The organism is Pseudomonas sp. 22515 (assembly GCF_052044625.1).
Taxonomy (GTDB): domain Bacteria; phylum Pseudomonadota; class Gammaproteobacteria; order Pseudomonadales; family Pseudomonadaceae; genus Aquipseudomonas; species Aquipseudomonas alloputida.
In genome coordinates, this window is the sequence record NZ_JBQENN010000036.1 from 1 (window position 1) to 16267 (window position 16267).

The following is a 16267-nucleotide window of genomic DNA, read 5'->3' on the forward strand; positions in this document are numbered from 1 at the left end:
TCCCTGCGCAAGTCGAAGATCAAGCTGGTACTGACCCGTCACGAGCAGTCTGCAGGTTTCATGGCTGCCACCTACGGTCGTCTGACCGGCAAGACCGGCGTCAGCCTGTCGACCCTCGGCCCTGGTGCCACCAACCTGGTGACCGCCAGCGCCTACGCCTACCTGGGCGGCATGCCGATGATGATGATCACCGGGCAGAAGCCGATCAAGAAGTCCAAGCAGGGTCGCTTCCAGATCATTGACGTGTGCGGCATGATGGACCCCATCACCAAGTACACCCACCAGTTCGCCTCGGCCGACAACATCCCGGCCCGCATGCGCGAAGCCTTCCGCCTGGCCGAAGAAGAAAAGCCGGGTGCGGTGCACCTGGAGCTGCCGGAAGACATCGCCGCCGAGCAGACCGACGCGCTGCCGATCCCGCGCAGCCTGCACCGCCGCCCGCTGGCCGAGCACGTGGCCATCGAAGCTGCCGTCGAGAAACTGCAGAACGCGCGTAACCCGATCCTGGTGATCGGTGCCGGTGCCAACCGCAAGATGACCGCCAAGGTCCTCAAGCAACTGATCGACAAGACCGGCATCCCGTTCATCACCACCCAAATGGGTAAAGGCGTGGTCGACGAGCGCCACCCGCGCTTCCTTGGCAACGCTGCGCTGTCGTCGGGCGACTTCGTTCACCGCGCCGTCGAAGCCGCCGACCTGATCGTCAACATTGGCCACGATGTGATCGAGAAGCCGCCGTTCTTCATGGTCCGTGGCGGCACCGAAGTCATCCACATCAACTTCCGCTCTGCCGAAGTCGATGCCGTGTACTTCCCGCAAGTAGAAGTGATCGGCGACATCGCCAACGCCGTGTGGCAGATCAGTGAAGCACTGAACGACACGTCGCACTGGGACTTCACCCGCCTGATGGCCATCCGTGAAGCCAACGAAGCACAGATCGCCGAAGGCGCCGACGACGACCGCTTCCCGGTCTACCCACAGCGCATGGTGGCTGACATCCGTCGTGTACTGCCGTCCGAAGGCATCGTCGCCCTGGACAACGGCATCTACAAGATCTGGTTCGCCCGCAACTACAAAGCGCACAAGCCAAACACCGTGCTGCTGGACAACGCCCTGGCGACCATGGGCGCTGGCCTGCCATCGGCAATGGCTGCGCACCTGGTGCACCCGGACCGCCCGGTAATCTCGGTGTGTGGTGACGGCGGCTTCATGATGAACAGCCAGGAACTGGAAACTGCAGTACGTCTGGGCATGCACATCACCGTGGTGATCCTGCGTGACGACGGCTACGGCATGATCCGCTGGAAGCAGGCCAACATGGGCTTCACCGATTTCGGCCTGGACTACGGCAACCCGGACTTCGTCAAGTATGCCGAAGCCTACGGCGCCAACGGCCACCGCGTGGAAAGCGCCGAAGGCCTGCTGCCGCTGCTGGAGCACTGCATCAAGACCCCAGGTGTGCACGTGATCGACTGCCCGGTCGATTACAGCGAGAACGACCGCATTCTCAACAGCGAGCTGCGTGAGCGCGCGCTGGCGGTGTAAGCCCTGACAGGCCGGCGCCGTCTTTTGGCCGGCGCGGCCTGGTGCTGCAAAGAGGCCCGTATAGCCGACGGTAATGTGTCGGCTTTACGGGCCTTTTCGCAATACAAGGCTGCTTCTGTATCCCATTCACCCCAGCTCAAGCAGACCTTGCAGGCTGGCCAGAATGGCATTGGCGTCATAAGGCTTGCGGGTGATGGGCACATGCTGCAAGTGCTCGGGAATGCTGAGGCCGTCGCCATAGCCGGTGGCAAAGAGGAACGGGACCTGCCGGCGAACCAGTTCATCTGCTACGGAAATGGATGTTCCGGTGCCCAGATTGACATCCAGTATTGCCGCGTCCGGTTTGTGGCTACCAAGCAGTTGCATGGCTTGGTCCTCGGAGCTGGCGGTGATCACGTCCTCGATTTGCGCATCGTTGAGAATTTGCTCCAGGCCTACTGCAATCACCAGTTGATCCTCGAGTATCAGCACACACAAGCCCGAGCGCGCTGCAAGCGCACCGTTTGCACGGGCCAGAGGCGTGGCCGGGAGAGCGGTTTCTGCCGCTTCGGCTACGGAAAGGTGCTTGGCCGGGATTCTGAAAAAGCCTTGCAGGCCTTCGGGGTGATATTCCACTGCGCTGGTGCCACCCAGGTCGAATGGGATGCTGCGGTCGATCAGCACCGTGCCGAAGCCGCTGCGGCTGGGCGGGCGTACCGTTGGCCCACCCATTTCCCGCCAACTGATGGCACAGGCGTTACTGGCGTCGATTGCCCAGCTCACCGAAAGCTTGCCGCCAGCCCGCGATAGCGCACCATACTTGGCCGCGTTGGTGGCCAGTTCATGCAGCACCAGCGCCATGACCGAGTACGCGCGCGCATCGAGGATGACGTTCGGGCCCTGCAACTCGATCACGTCGGCAGCCGTGCGATAGGGAGAAAGCTCGGCCTCCAGCAGCTTCGCCAGGCGCCCGCCACCGTCACCGCGCACCACCTGGTCATGGGCCAACGACAAGGCCTGGATACGCCCTTTGAGCGTTGCCACATAGTCCTGCAGGGTCTGGCTCTCCGGGGTCGGATGGGCAACCAGTGCACCAATCAGCGACAGGATGTTCTTGACCCTGTGGTTGAGCTCTTCGTTGAGCATGCGCTGGCGCACGTCGGCTTTGGCGCGTTCACTGGCGAGCAGTTCGCTGTTGTGCAGTACCACTTCGACGATAGCGGTACGGATGGCATCGCCAAACTGGCGGTCCTGCTCGGTCCAGGGTAGCGACTGCTGGTGAACGGTTTCTTTCCAGATGGCGAAGCTCTTGCGGGGCGTCAGGCGGTCGCCCAACGCGCCGCTGTCATAGGTCTTGTTCGGGTCCCCGGCCCAATCGAGTGTCTCGACCACCTCCTTGCGGAAGAAGATCAAGTAATCCCTTGGGTGTTGCGACATCGGGACGATCAGCACACCCGACACATCATTAAAATACGCCTGGGCCGACGGGAGCACTGACGACAGGCGATTGGACGCCCAGATTCGGCCTTCGCTGACCATGTCTGCCAGGCGCAGCAGATCAGGCACGGCCGTTTGGGGCGGCGCCAGCCCTGCGCACGACCAGCGGCCTAGCAGCGACATGCCGATGCCGTCGCAGGGAATCAGCGACATCAACCGGGGCAGGCGTGCGTGGAAGAACCCATCAATGTCCGCCGCCTGGTTGGCGTCGCGCAGCAGGCTGTCCAGGGCTTTGTGGATGCGCACGGCGGCTTCGAGTTTTTGCCGGCTACGCAGGGTCTCGATATGCAGGGAGAAGAACTCACCGAACATCTCGGCGGCCACACGTTGCCCCATGGCCAGCGTGCGCGGTGCGTAGTGATGGCAGGCAATCATTCCCCACAGCTCGCCATTGACGATGACGGAAATCGACATCGAGGCGCCCACGCCCATGTTGCACAGGTATTCGCAATGGATCGGCGAGACGCTGCGCAGGTGCGCGTAGGACAGGTCGAGCGGTTCGCCCGAGGGGTCGAGCACCGGGTTGATGGCGACCGTATTGAACTGGGCGTCGGAGATTACCCGGATCGGGTTGCGCAGGTAGAGCGCGCGGGCCTGCTGGGGGATATCGGAGGCGGGGAAGTATTGGCCCATGAAGCTTTCGAGGTCGCTACGCTTGGACTCGGCAACCACCTTGCCGGCACCGTCGGCTCCCAGCTGGTAGATCATCACCCGGTCGTAACCGAGCACCGCCCTGACAAAGCGGGCGGCGTCGCGGAACAGCTTGTGGGTCTGGTCGATTTCGCGCAGTTGGGCAATCAGCGTGCGGGCCAGCTCGATCGGTTCGGCGATGCTCGCCCCGGCGGGCTCGAATTCGAGGATTGCCGTGCCTTTGTACAAGTGGGCGGCGATGTCGACGGCCGCGCCGTTGGGCAACGTCACGCCGAAACTGAGCGCGGGCCGCGAGGCATCCCGGGTACGGGCAAGTGCGTTGCGAAGCGTATGCGTGACCTCGTCACCCAGCACCGCGTGCAGTTTCTGACCATTGATATCGTTTGCTACACCCAGCATCTGTGGGGCGTTGACCGAATGGCGCAGCACCACGGTCGCCGAGGCATCACAGGCCAGCAGGCAGCCATGGGGCTGGATGCTCCCGGGAATCTGGATGGGCTCCCGGTCGCAGTTGGTCAGGTTAACGTGGGGGTTGTAGGTCATTGGCCCGTGCCTGTGGGTAAGGGGAGGCGGGCTGCAGGTCCGCCATCGTCCGTCAGCCTAGCAGGCATTGCACGCCTTGGGGATGGCGGGTCGGGCAATGCCGGTCCATTCCCAAGGCAATGCTTTGATCACAGCATGGAGTACGGATGTACTCCCGTCGAGAATCGCTTGAACGCAGCTACGATCAATGGTCTTATCCCGCGCTTGAGCCAACTGGTATTGAAAGATGAACCGCCCGCTGTTTATTTCCATCGATGGGCCCAAGGGTACCGGCAAGACCACGCTGCTGGAGGCTGTCACTCAAGCGTTACGGCTGGACGGGAACAAGGTGATCCGCCTTTGCGAAAGAAAGAATGATCCTCACCGGGGCGAGACCATGGCCCTGGTCAACCAGCTTTCCAGAAGCCCTTGCCAGGACCTTGAGTTCAAGGTTTGCGAACGCTTCGCTGAAAGCCGAGCCTGGATTTCCCGACATGTACTGCCCAGGCAGCCCGCTGACAGCATCATCCTGATTGACCGCTGGTACCCCTCTGACGCTGCGTTTCGCCGCACAGTGCCATTTGACAAGATCCTGCGCCTGAACCTCGAACGAAACGTGCAAGTGCCCGATTTGCATGTCGGGGTTGTCACAACGCCTGAAACCTCGTGGGCGAGGGCCGCGGCGCGCACGCGTGGGCTGGGCAGTACGGTGATCTATAACCTGGAAGAACAGGTTGCCTGTACCGAGGCGTTCGAGCGTGCGGTTGCGGAGCAAGGCTGGGTGCTGTGCCGTAATGAAAGGACCGTCGACGAGGCAACGCGGCAGGTCGTTCGCGAGATTCAGGGCGTGCTTCGACACCTGTGAGGCTTGGGTGAGTATGGCCTGTCTACTGCCTCTGCAGGTATCAGGCGCCCTGGCGGTCGATATCACGGCGCAGGACTACCGACGTGGTAATGTCATCCACTGATTCGTGACGTGCCACGTTGTCGCGTACCTGGTTGAGGTCGTCGATCGTTCGGGTCTCCACTTCAACCACCAGGTCGAGCTGACCGCTCACCGACGACACCCGCCGTACGCGCGCGTCCGTTGCCAACTGGTCGAGCAGCCCCATGGCAGGCGTGCGCTGCAACGTCACCAGCAAGATCGCGCGTATCACGTTGGCGTCTATTTCGCCGATGTCAGCGCGATAACCGCGAATGACTCCGCTGCGTTCAAGGTTGGCGACACGCTCGGTGGTGGCACTTCGGGAAAGGCCTATGCGGCCGGCTAACGCCTTGAGCGCAATGCGCGCGTCCTTCGAAAGTACCTCAAGAATTTCACGATCTTTAGCGTCCAGGTCACGCATTGCAGCCCCTTGATAAGCTTGCCGTCATTATGCCGGTCGGGACCGGCATAATGCCTGTTGCGCCCGACCGTATGCAGGGTGTCCGTTTCGGCGGCGCATGACAAGCTATTGAAAAACAATCAGCGCGCTCGGAACCTGATGATATGACAGACCTTTCCCACCCGGCACCTCGGTTTTCGGCAAGCGATGCAGAGGGCCTTGCAAAAGATTTCTTCAATGTCACCGGCACTGCAACGCCCCTGGATGGGGAGCGTGATCGCAATTATCGCCTGGAGACTGGCGTAGATGCAGGCTGGATACTGAAAATCGTCAATGCCAGCGAGCCCAGGGTAGAAAGCGAGTTTCAAACCGCGCTACTCGACCACCTGGGCGTGCATGGCGCGCATTTGGGCGTACCACACCTGCGGGCCAGCGTGACGGGCGACTACCTGCCGTCTGTGGCCAGCAGCACCGGTGAACAGCACGCTGTGCGCCTGGTCAGCTGGCTGGCCGGCACGCCACTTGCCAAGGCCAGACGCTCCCTGGCGCTGATGAGAAACTTCGGCCAGGCACTCGGTGAACTTGACCGTGCGCTGCAGGGCTTCATGCACCCGGGCGCAGTCCGCGACCTGGACTGGGACTTACGCCATGCTGCGCGCTCCCGTTCGCGGCTGCACTGCATCAAGGACCCTGATCGCCGGGCCGTTGCCGAGCGCTTCATCACCCGGTTCGAGCAGACGGTACAGCCTGAACTGGCGTCCCTTCGGGCCCAGGTGATCCACAACGATGCCAACGACTGGAACATCCTGGTCGATGCCGAAACGCCCCGTAGCGTGACTGGCTTCATCGATTTTGGCGATGCCGTGCACACCGTTCTGATTGCCGAGGTCGCAATCGCCAGCGCCTACGCCATTCTCGACATGGACGACCCGATCGGCGCTGCTGCTGCGCTGGTGGCCGGCTTCCATGAGAAGTACCCGTTGCAAGCGCAAGAGCTTGATGTGTTGTTCAACCTGATTGCCATGCGCTTGGTCATCAGCGTCACGTTCTCCGCTTCCCGGCAGGACCAGACCGACGACAACCCTTACCTGGCGATCAGTGAAGCGCCTGCCTGGCGTCTACTGGAACAGCTCGATTCGATGAACCCACGGTTGGCCACCGGCATTCTGCGCAAGGCCTGTGGTTTCGATGCCATCGAAGGTGCGGGGGAAGTCCGCCGCTGGATTGCTGACAACCACAAGTCGTTTGCCGATCTGGTGCGCCCGTCAGCCGCCATTCTGGACAAGGTCATCGCGCCGTTTGGCGATGCCAGCCATGAGATGACCATTGCCTCGGCCCAGCAGCGCCCTGCAGATGCGACGCGGTGGTGGGATGAATGCTCTGCCGCGCACAAGGCCCCGCTGGGCATCGGGCCATGGGGCGAGGTACGTGCCGTCTATACCGACAGCGCCTTTGAGTCTCGCTTCATCAAGGGGCAGCACCGGACCCTGCATGTGGGGGTAGATTTGCTGATGCCAGCGGGTACGCCGCTGTACGCACCGATTGCCGGCACCGTCAGAAGCGTCGAGGTCGAGCCAGGCCCGCTGGGTTATGGCGGCCTGGTGATGCTCGAGCATACCCCGCCCGGTTGCCCGCCATTTCTGACACTGTGGGGGCACATGGCCCACGAGGCGCTCAGCCGTTTGAAGGCCGGTGACAAGCTCGAAGCGGGCGACCTCGTCGGTTACATGGGCAGCGATCACGAGAACGGCGGCTGGATTCCCCACCTGCATCTGCAGGTGGTCACCGATACTCAGTTGCGCGCGTGCGAGGTCATTGGCGTGGGTGAGCCCGCGTACCGCGAAGCGTGGGCCGACCTGTTCCCCGATGCCTCGGCCCTGGCCGGTATCCCGCCAGAGACCTATAGCCAGCAGGGGATGACCAAGGCCCAGATCATTGCCAGGCGCAAGGAACTGCTGCTACCCAACCTGTCCATTTCGTACACCGACCCGATCAAGTTCGTGCGCGGTGATGGCGTATGGCTGATCGACAACTTCGGGCGGGCCTACCTGGACTGCTTCAACAACGTGTGCCACCTGGGCCATAGTCATCCCGACGTGGTCGAAGCCCTGACCCGCCAGGCTGCGCTGCTCAACACCAATACCCGCTACCTGCACGACAACATCGTCGAATACGCCGAACGCCTGACCGGCACTTTGCCCAAGGGCCTTTGCGTAGCGTCCTTTGGCTGCTCGGGGAGTGAGGCCAACAGCCTGATGCTGCGTATGGCGCGCAACTACACAGGCAGTGATCAGGCGATCGTGCTGGACTGGGCCTACCACGGCACCACTCAGGAACTGATCGATCTGAGCCCTTACAAGTACAAGCGCAAGGCGGGCAAGGGCAGGGCGTCGCATGTTTACGAGGCCGTGGTCCCGGACAGCTACTACGCGCCTGCGCACTGGCCCGTGGAAGCGCACGGCAAGCGCTTTGCCGAGTCGGTGGCAGAGCAGTTGGATGCCATGCGCAAGGCAGGCAAGCGCCCCGGGTTTTTCATTGCCGAATCGATCCCCAGCGTGGCGGGGCAGGTGTTTTTGCCCGAACACTACCTTGAGGAGGTGTACGCCATGGTGCGCGCCGAAGGTGGTCTGTGCCTGGCCGATGAGGTTCAGGTCGGGTTTGGCCGGGTCGGCAGCCACTGGTGGGCATTCGAGACCCAGGGCGTGGTCCCGGATGCCGTCAGCATGGGCAAACCCATTGGTAACGGCCACCCGATGTCGGCGGTAGTGACCACGCGCGAGGTTGCCGATGCTTTCAACAACGGTATGGAGTATTTCAATACCTTCGCCGGTAACCCAGTGTCATGCGCGGTAGGCCTGGCGGTACTCAATGCAATCGAGCGCGACCAGTTGAAAGAAAACGCCTTGAGTGTCGGCCATTACCTGCTCGAGGGTTTGCGCAAGCTTCAGCAGCAGTTCGACGTGATTGGTGATGTGCGTGGGTTGGGCCTGTTCCTCGGCATCGTGCTGGTCACTGACCGCAAGTCAAAGGCGCCAGCCACGGCCCTGGCCAGAAAAGTGGCTGATGGTGCCCGGGAGCGCGGCGTGTTGATCGGCACCGAAGGCCCGCATGACAACGTGCTGAAAATGCGCCCTTCGATGATTTTCAGCCGGGCCAATGCGGACTTCCTTCTCGAGGTGCTGAAAGACAGCTTCATCGCGGCGCTGAAATAGCGATTCAGCGCGGGCAGGGCGTGCGCATGTGCACGCCCTGCGGCGCACCTATCTGAAGGCCCGGGCAGGTTACCAGCATCAAGCGCCTCTGATGCTCAGGCCTTCGCGAGCCTGGCCATGCAGGCCGGAGGCCTCTGGCAATGCCGTGACCTTGATCGCGCGCACCGGCACGGCGAACTTGGCGCCGATTTGCGAGAACCGCTCCAGCAGCCTGAAGTTGATCGCCTGCTGAATGTCCATGTAAAGGTTGTAGCCTGGGTCCCGGACAATGTAGACACACTCGAACTCCAGCGCCTCTTTGCCGAAGCCGCGCAGGTGAGCGCGATCGAAACGCGCCTGCTCCTGGGCCTTGATGGCGTCTTCTACGATGGCTGGCGCTTTCTTCACGGCCTCGGTGGGCGTGTCGTAGGAAAGCCCGAACTCGAACACGATGCGACGCTCTTGCAGGCGCTTGTAATTCTGGATGGTGCTGCTGATCATGCTGGCGTTGGCCATGACGATCTGCTCGCCGCCGAGGCTGCGGATGCGTGTGGTTTTGAGGCCAACGTGCTCAACGGTGCCCGCCAGGGGCCCGATGACGATGAAGTCACCGATCTCGAACGGCTTGTCCACGGCGATCGACAACGAAGCGAACAGGTCGCCAAGGATATTCTGCACAGCCAGCGCCACCGCGATGCCACCCACGCCAAGGCTGGCGACGAAGGCGGTGATGTTCACCCCCAGGTTCGACAGCATCGCCAGCACTACGACTGACCACAGCAGGACCCGCGCGCCCCAGGCCGAAAGGGTTGCCAGTGCGCTGCCCTGGTTCAGGCCGTCGGTACGGTGGCGGGCGAAGTAGCGGCTCAGGCCCAGGCCGATGGCGCGGTTGGCCCACAGGCCAATCTGCAAGGCAGCGACCACGAACCACAGGCTGCTGACTCTGCTCAGCCAGCGCTCGGGCAGGTCGAGCATGCTCAGGCCCACCAGCAAAGAGGCCAGCAACAACAGAACGTTGCTGGTGCCGGAAAGCACCTTGGCCATTATCTGGCTCAATGGGCCTTCGTGTTCTGACCAGCGCCGTACCCGGCGCATCAGGAAACTGATGGCGGCACGGGCGACCAGGAAGACTAAGGTGGCGACTGTCAGCGCCACCAACAGATTGAGAATGGAGATGCCGAATACGGTGGTTTCGGTGAAAAACGCGATGATGCGGTCGTTCATGAGTACCTCGCCTCTGGGTTGATTTGCCAAGGTGCTTTCTTGGGACGTCAAAGAGGCGCAACAGGTCGATCGGATTTCACCACGCTGGGTTGACTGAGTCAGTCCCGGTAGATTTTCTTCAATAACCGCAACAGTTCAGTCCTTTCGTCATCCGAGAGGTTGGATGTCGCCTGGTGATCGCTGTCGGCGGCGATGTGCTTCAACTCCTTCAACAGGGCCTCGCCCGATTTGCTCAGGAAAATCCCATACGAGCGCTTGTCCGGTTTGCACCGCACGCGCACGGCCAGCGCGCGCTCTTCCAGTTTGTTCAGCATTGGCACGACTTGCGGGGGTTCGATTGCCAACGCACGTGCCAGGTCGGCCTGCATCAGCCCTGGGTTCTGGTCGATGATCGCCAGGGCGGAAAATTGGGCCGGGCGCAGGTCATGGGCCGAGAGCCGGGCAATAAGGTTCTGAAACAGCTTCAATTGCGCGCGTCGCAAGGCGTAGCCGATCAAGTCTTCAAGCACCCCTTCTCCCACAGGAGCAGCCACGCAAGCGTCGTCGGTACTACGGGCAGACCTAGCCATCAGGGTTCATGCTCCTCGATCATGGGTAATAAAGTTACCTATTTTGCCTGTCCTTATGCGATTCGGCTAGTGAGGTTCCGCAAAAAGGCAGCGCGCCTAACCATGGAACAAAGATAAATTTGTTAATGGTTAATTGACATAACTAATTTGACCCGTTAGCGTGGCCCCATCACCTCGAACAACAAGAGTGCAGAACCATGAGCAAATACGAAGGCCGCTGGACCACCGTGAAGGTCGAACTGGAAGCGGGCATCGCCTGGGTGACCCTCAATCGCCCGGAAAAACGCAATGCCATGAGCCCCACCCTGAACCGGGAAATGGTCGACGTGCTGGAAACCCTCGAGCAGGACGCTGACGCTGGCGTGCTGGTATTGACCGGTGCCGGCGAGTCCTGGACCGCCGGCATGGACCTGAAGGAGTACTTCCGCGAGGTGGACGCCGGCCCGGAAATCCTCCAGGAAAAGATTCGTCGCGAAGCCTCGCAATGGCAATGGAAGTTGCTGCGTCTGTATGCCAAACCGACCATCGCCATGGTCAACGGCTGGTGCTTCGGCGGCGGCTTCAGCCCACTGGTGGCATGCGACCTGGCGATCTGCGCCAACGAAGCGACCTTCGGCCTGTCGGAAATCAACTGGGGCATCCCGCCTGGCAATCTGGTCAGCAAGGCCATGGCCGATACCGTTGGCCATCGTCAGTCGCTGTACTACATCATGACCGGCAAGACCTTCGATGGTCGCAAGGCTGCCGAGATGGGCCTGGTGAACGACAGTGTGCCGCTGGCCGAGCTGCGTGAAACCACCCGCGAGTTGGCGCTGAACCTGCTGGAAAAGAACCCGGTGGTGCTGCGCGCCGCGAAGAATGGCTTCAAGCGCTGCCGCGAGCTGACCTGGGAACAGAACGAGGACTACCTCTACGCCAAGCTCGACCAGTCGCGCCTGCTGGACACTACCGGCGGCCGCGAGCAGGGCATGAAGCAGTTCCTCGACGACAAGAGCATCAAGCCGGGCCTGCAGGCCTACAAGCGCTGAGTCGCACCGCGGGCGGCGGTGTGCCGCGCCAAAGCCCGCGGGTATTTCTCTATAACGACAACAAGAGGAATGAGCATGTTGCAGGTGCCTTTGCTGATTGGCGGGCAGTCGCGCCCCGCCAGCGATGGACGAACCTTCGAGCGCTGTAACCCGGTGACTGGCGAGGTGGTGTCGCAGGCTGCCGCCGCCACACTGGCCGATGCCGATGCCGCGGTGGCTGCTGCCAGCGCGGCGTTTCCGGCCTGGGCCGCCCTGGCACCGGGCGAGCGGCGTAGCCGCTTGCTGGCAGGCGCTGATCTGTTGCAGGCGAGGGCCGCCGAGTTCATCGCCGCCGCCGGTGAAACCGGGGCCATGGCCAACTGGTATGGCTTCAACGTGAAGTTGGCCGCCAACATGCTGCGCGAGGCTGCAGCCATGACCACGCAGATCACCGGTGAAGTGATCCCCTCGGACGTCCCTGGCAGCTTCGCAATGGCCCTGCGCGCGCCCTGCGGCGTGGTGTTGGGCATCGCGCCGTGGAACGCCCCGGTGATACTGGCCACGCGTGCCATTGCCATGCCGCTGGCCTGCGGCAACACCGTGGTGCTCAAGGCCTCGGAGCTGAGCCCGGCGGTCCATCGGCTGATCGGCCAGGTGCTGCACGATGCAGGCATCGGCGACGGCGTTGTCAATGTCATCAGCAATGCGCCGCAGGATGCCCCGGCCATCGTCGAGCGGCTGATCGCCAACCCTGCGGTACGCCGGGTCAACTTCACCGGTTCGACGCACGTCGGGCGCATCGTCGGCGAACTGGCGGCCCGCCACCTCAAGCCAGCCCTGCTCGAACTGGGCGGCAAGGCGCCTTTGCTGGTGCTCGACGATGCCGACCTGGACGCCACGGTCGAAGCGGCGGCCTTCGGTGCCTACTTCAACCAGGGGCAGATCTGCATGTCCACCGAGCGCCTTGTGGTGGACAGCCGTATTGCCGACGCCTTCGTCGACAAGCTGGCGGTGAAGATCGCCGGGCTGCGTGCAGGTGATCCGCAAGCCAGCACCTCGGTGCTCGGCTCGCTGGTCAGCGCAGCGGCCGGCGAGCGCATCAAGGCACTGATCGACGATGCCGTGGCCAAGGGCGCGCGCCTGGTCAGCGGCGGCCAGCTGGAAGGCAGCATCCTGCAACCGACCTTGCTCGACAACGTCGATGCCAGCATGCGCCTGTACCGCGAGGAGTCCTTCGGCCCGGTGGCGGTGGTACTGCGCGCCGAAGGCGACGAAGCCTTGCTGCAGCTGGCCAACGACTCGGAGTTCGGTCTGTCATCGGCCATTTTCAGCCGCGACACCAGCCGCGCCCTGGCCTTGGCTCAACGGGTGGAGTCGGGTATCTGCCATATCAACGGCCCGACCGTTCACGATGAAGCGCAGATGCCGTTTGGCGGGGTCAAGTCCAGCGGCTATGGCAGCTTCGGCAGCCGCACGGCCATCGATCAGTTCACCCAGTTGCGCTGGGTCACCCTCCAGCACGGCCCGCGTCACTATCCCATCTAGCCGCGGCAGGCCCAGGCCACTGGCAAGATGACCGCCGCCCGTCATTTCGGGCGGCGGCAGGATGTACAACAAGAACAAGGAGCAACCTGCGTGAATAACGAAGCCCGCTCAGGGTCGACCGACCCTGGCCAACGTCCGCGCTACCGCCAGGTGGCCATCGGGCATCCCCAGGTGCAGGTCAGTCACGTCGACGATGTGCTGCGCATGCAACTTGTCGAGCCACTGGCGCCGCTGCCGGCGCGCCTGCTCGAGCGCCTGGTGCATTGGGCCCAGGTGCGCCCGGACACCACTTTCATCGCGGCACGCCAGGCAGACGGTGCCTGGCGTTCGATCAGCTACGTGCAGATGCTCGCCGATGTGCGCACCATCGCCGCCAACTTGCTAGGACTGGGTCTCAGTGCCGAGCGCCCGCTGGCGCTGCTTTCCGGCAACGACATCGAACACCTGCAAATCGCCCTCGGCGCCATGTATGCCGGTATTGCCTATTGCCCGGTGTCGCCGGCCTACGCGCTGTTGTCGCAAGACTTCGCCAAGTTGCGCCATGTCTGCGAGGTGCTCACCCCCGGAGTGGTCTTCGTCAGCGACAGCCAGCCGTTCCAGCGCGCCTTCGAGGCGGTGCTGAACGATTCGGTCGGCGTGATCAGCGTGCGTGGCCAGGTCGCAGGTCGCCCCCATATAAGCTTCGACAGCCTGCTACAACCGGGTGACCTGGCGGCGGCCGATGCGGCTTTCGCCGCCACCGGGCCGGACACCATCGCCAAATTCCTCTTCACCTCGGGCTCGACCAAGCTGCCCAAGGCGGTGATCACCACCCAGCGCATGCTGTGCGCCAATCAGCAGATGCTTCTGCAGACTTTTCCGACGTTCGCCGAGGAGCCGCCGGTGCTGGTGGATTGGCTGCCGTGGAACCACACGTTCGGCGGTAGCCACAACCTCGGCATCGTGCTTTACAACGGGGGCAGTTTCTACCTAGACGCCGGCAAGCCGACCCCGCAAGGCTTTGCCGAGACCTTGCGCAATCTGCGCGAGATTTCCCCCACGGCCTACCTCACCGTACCCAAGGGCTGGGAGGAACTGGTCAAGGCACTGGAGCAGGACCCAGAGCTGCGCGAGGTGTTCTTTGCCCGCATCAAGCTGTTCTTCTTTGCCGCCGCAGGCCTGTCGCAAAGCGTCTGGGACCGGCTGGACCGCATTGCCGAGCAACACTGTGGCGAACGCATCCGCATGATGGCCGGCCTTGGCATGACCGAAGCTTCACCATCGTGCACCTTCACCACCGGGCCTTTGTCGATGGCCGGCTATGTCGGGCTGCCGGCACCTGGCTGCGAAGTGAAGCTGGTGCCGGTGGGTGACAAGCTCGAGGCGCGCTTCCGTGGCCCGCATATCATGCCGGGCTACTGGCGCTCGCCGCAGCAGACCGCCGAGGCGTTCGACGAGGAGGGTTTCTACTGTTCGGGCGACGCGTTGAAGCTGGCCGATGCCAGGCAGCCCGAGCTTGGCCTGATGTTCGATGGCCGTATCGCTGAGGACTTCAAACTTTCGTCCGGGGTATTCGTCAGTGTCGGGCCGCTGCGCAACCGCGCAGTGCTGGAGGGCTCGCCTTACGTACAGGACATCGTGGTCACCGCGCCGGACCGTGAATGCCTGGGTCTGCTGGTGTTCCCGCGTCTGCCCGAGTGTCGGCGCCTGGCCGGGCTGGCAGAGGATGCCAGCGATGCGCGGGTACTGGCCAACGACACCGTGCGCAGTTGGTTCGCTGACTGGCTGGAGCGATTGAACCGCGATGCCCAGGGCAACGCCAGCCGTATCGAATGGCTGTCGCTGCTGGCCGAGCCGCCGTCGATCGACGCCGGTGAAATCACCGACAAGGGCTCGATCAATCAGCGCGCTGTGCTGCAGCGGCGCGCCGCTCAGGTCGAGGCGCTGTACCGTGGCGAAGACCCCCACGCATTGCACGCCAAGGTGCGGCCTTGAGTGCGGCCGGGCTGTGCACCGTCTTTGAGGACACGGCCATCGTCCAGATGGTGCGCACGCCCTGGGTCGACCTGGGTGGCGCATTGGCCGCGATCTCGCCCATCGACCTGGGCATTCAGGCCGGTCGCGCGGTGCTGGCACGTGCAGCTGCCGCCCCTCAGGCGGTAGACAGCGTGCTCGCCGGCAGCATGGCCCAGGCCAGCTTCGACGCCTACATGCTGCCACGCCATGTCGGCCTCTACTGTGGCGTGCCGCAGTCGGTACCGGCACTGGCGGTGCAGCGCATCTGTGGCACGGGCCTTGAACTGTTGCGTCAGGCCGGTGAACAGCTGCGCAGTGGCGCCCGCCAGGTGCTGTGCGTGGGTGCGGAGTCGATGTCGCGCAACCCGATCGCGGCCTATGAACACCGGGGCGGTTTTCGCCTGGGGGCACCGGTCGGGTTTAAGGACTTTCTCTGGGAAGCCCTGTACGACCCGGCTGCCGGCGTGGACATGATCGGTACTGCGGAAAACCTGGCCCGTGCCTATGGCCTGGCGCGTGAAACGGTGGACGCGTGGGCCCTGCGCAGCCATCAGCGGGCCCTGCAAGCCCAGGCGCAGGGCTGGTTCGACGAGGAAATCGTCAGCGTCACCGCGCAGGCACTAGAGGCAGAAGGCTGCCAGCCACGCGGCATTGCATTGCCGCGTGGCGTGAGTGAGGTCAGCCAGGACAGCCACCCGAGGCCTACCGATGCCGCCGCACTGGCCCGGCTGCGCCCGGTGCACGCCGGTGGCGTGCAGACGGCTGGTAACAGTTGCGCGGTGGTCGATGGCGCGGCGGCAGCCTTGGTCACGCGCTACTCCGATTGCACTCATCCGCCTTTGGCGCGCTTGCTGATGGCCACGGCTGTTGGCGTGTCGCCCGGCCTCATGGGCATCGGGCCGGCGCCGGCCATTACCTTGCTGCTCGAGCGCAGCGGCCTGCGCCTGGAGCAGATCGACCGCCTGGAAATCAACGAGGCCCAGGCCGCCCAAGTGCTGGCGGTGGCCCAGGCGCTCGAACTCGATGTGGACAAGCTCAATGTCCATGGCGGCGCTATCGCCCTCGGTCACCCACTGGCCGCTACAGGTCTGCGCCTGGTCCACACCTTGGCCCGTCAATTGCGCGACGGCAACTTGCGCTATGGCATCGCAGCGGCATGCATCGGCGGTGGCCAAGGCATGGCGCTGCTGATCGAAAACCCTCATTTCGTTGCCTGA

The 16267-nt window shown here is 63.2% G+C and carries 11 protein-coding genes; 7 read left to right on the plus strand and 4 right to left on the minus strand.

Features of this window, described 5'->3' with window-relative positions:
• Positions 1-1545: acetolactate synthase large subunit (locus ACTJJN_RS24540; protein WP_440781683.1), on the plus strand; the 1545-nt coding region annotated here is incomplete at its 5' end.
• 126 nt (positions 1546-1671) lie between these two features.
• On the opposite strand, the gene ACTJJN_RS24545 is transcribed toward ACTJJN_RS24540, so the two are convergent.
• Positions 1672-4215, minus strand: coding sequence for an HWE histidine kinase domain-containing protein (locus ACTJJN_RS24545; protein ID WP_088513138.1), 2544 nt, complete (start codon positions 4213-4215; stop codon positions 1672-1674).
• Between the two features lie 226 nt (positions 4216-4441).
• On the opposite strand from ACTJJN_RS24545, the gene ACTJJN_RS24550 reads away from it, so the two are divergent.
• Positions 4442-5059, plus strand: coding sequence for a dTMP kinase (locus tag ACTJJN_RS24550; RefSeq protein ID WP_440781684.1), 618 nt, complete (start codon positions 4442-4444; stop codon positions 5057-5059).
• Between the two features lie 40 nt (positions 5060-5099).
• On the opposite strand, the gene ACTJJN_RS24555 is transcribed toward ACTJJN_RS24550, so the two are convergent.
• The gene (locus ACTJJN_RS24555) at positions 5100-5540 is read right to left on the minus strand and encodes an Lrp/AsnC family transcriptional regulator (RefSeq protein WP_004374903.1); all 441 of its coding nucleotides are present in this window, start codon (positions 5538-5540) and stop codon (positions 5100-5102) included.
• A 143-nt stretch (positions 5541-5683) separates the two neighbouring features.
• On the opposite strand from ACTJJN_RS24555, the gene ACTJJN_RS24560 reads away from it, so the two are divergent.
• Complete coding sequence (locus tag ACTJJN_RS24560; RefSeq protein ID WP_440781685.1) at positions 5684-8731, plus strand: aminotransferase class III-fold pyridoxal phosphate-dependent enzyme; 3048 nt, start codon at positions 5684-5686, stop codon at positions 8729-8731.
• A gap of 78 nt (positions 8732-8809) precedes the next feature.
• Here ACTJJN_RS24560 and ACTJJN_RS24565 read toward each other — a convergent pair whose 3' ends face one another.
• Positions 8810-9934 carry a mechanosensitive ion channel family protein gene (locus ACTJJN_RS24565; protein ID WP_161774902.1) on the minus strand — a complete coding sequence of 375 codons (1125 nt, stop codon included), beginning with the start codon at positions 9932-9934 and terminating at the stop codon, positions 8810-8812.
• Between the two features lie 98 nt (positions 9935-10032).
• Positions 10033-10503 carry a MarR family winged helix-turn-helix transcriptional regulator gene (locus ACTJJN_RS24570; protein WP_012052230.1) on the minus strand — a complete coding sequence of 157 codons (471 nt, stop codon included), beginning with the start codon at positions 10501-10503 and terminating at the stop codon, positions 10033-10035.
• 197 nt (positions 10504-10700) lie between these two features.
• Here ACTJJN_RS24570 and ACTJJN_RS24575 point away from each other — a divergent pair, with 197 nt between their 5' ends.
• The 4 genes from ACTJJN_RS24575 to ACTJJN_RS24590 all read left to right on the plus strand — a co-directional run bounded on the left by ACTJJN_RS24575 (position 10701) and on the right by ACTJJN_RS24590 (position 16267).
• Positions 10701-11531 (plus strand): p-hydroxycinnamoyl CoA hydratase/lyase, encoded by an 831-nt coding sequence (locus tag ACTJJN_RS24575; RefSeq protein WP_010954234.1) that lies wholly within the window; start codon positions 10701-10703, stop codon positions 11529-11531.
• A 75-nt stretch (positions 11532-11606) separates the two neighbouring features.
• Positions 11607-13055, plus strand: a complete 1449-nt coding sequence (locus ACTJJN_RS24580) for an aldehyde dehydrogenase (protein ID WP_088513139.1) — start codon at positions 11607-11609, stop codon at positions 13053-13055.
• A 90-nt stretch (positions 13056-13145) separates the two neighbouring features.
• Complete coding sequence (locus ACTJJN_RS24585; RefSeq protein WP_440781686.1) at positions 13146-15029, plus strand: feruloyl-CoA synthase; 1884 nt, start codon at positions 13146-13148, stop codon at positions 15027-15029.
• On the plus strand, positions 15026-16267 hold the full coding sequence (locus tag ACTJJN_RS24590; RefSeq protein ID WP_012052233.1) for a thiolase family protein: 1242 nt from the start codon (positions 15026-15028) through the stop codon (positions 16265-16267). The genes ACTJJN_RS24585 and ACTJJN_RS24590 overlap by 4 nt, the downstream gene beginning before the upstream one ends.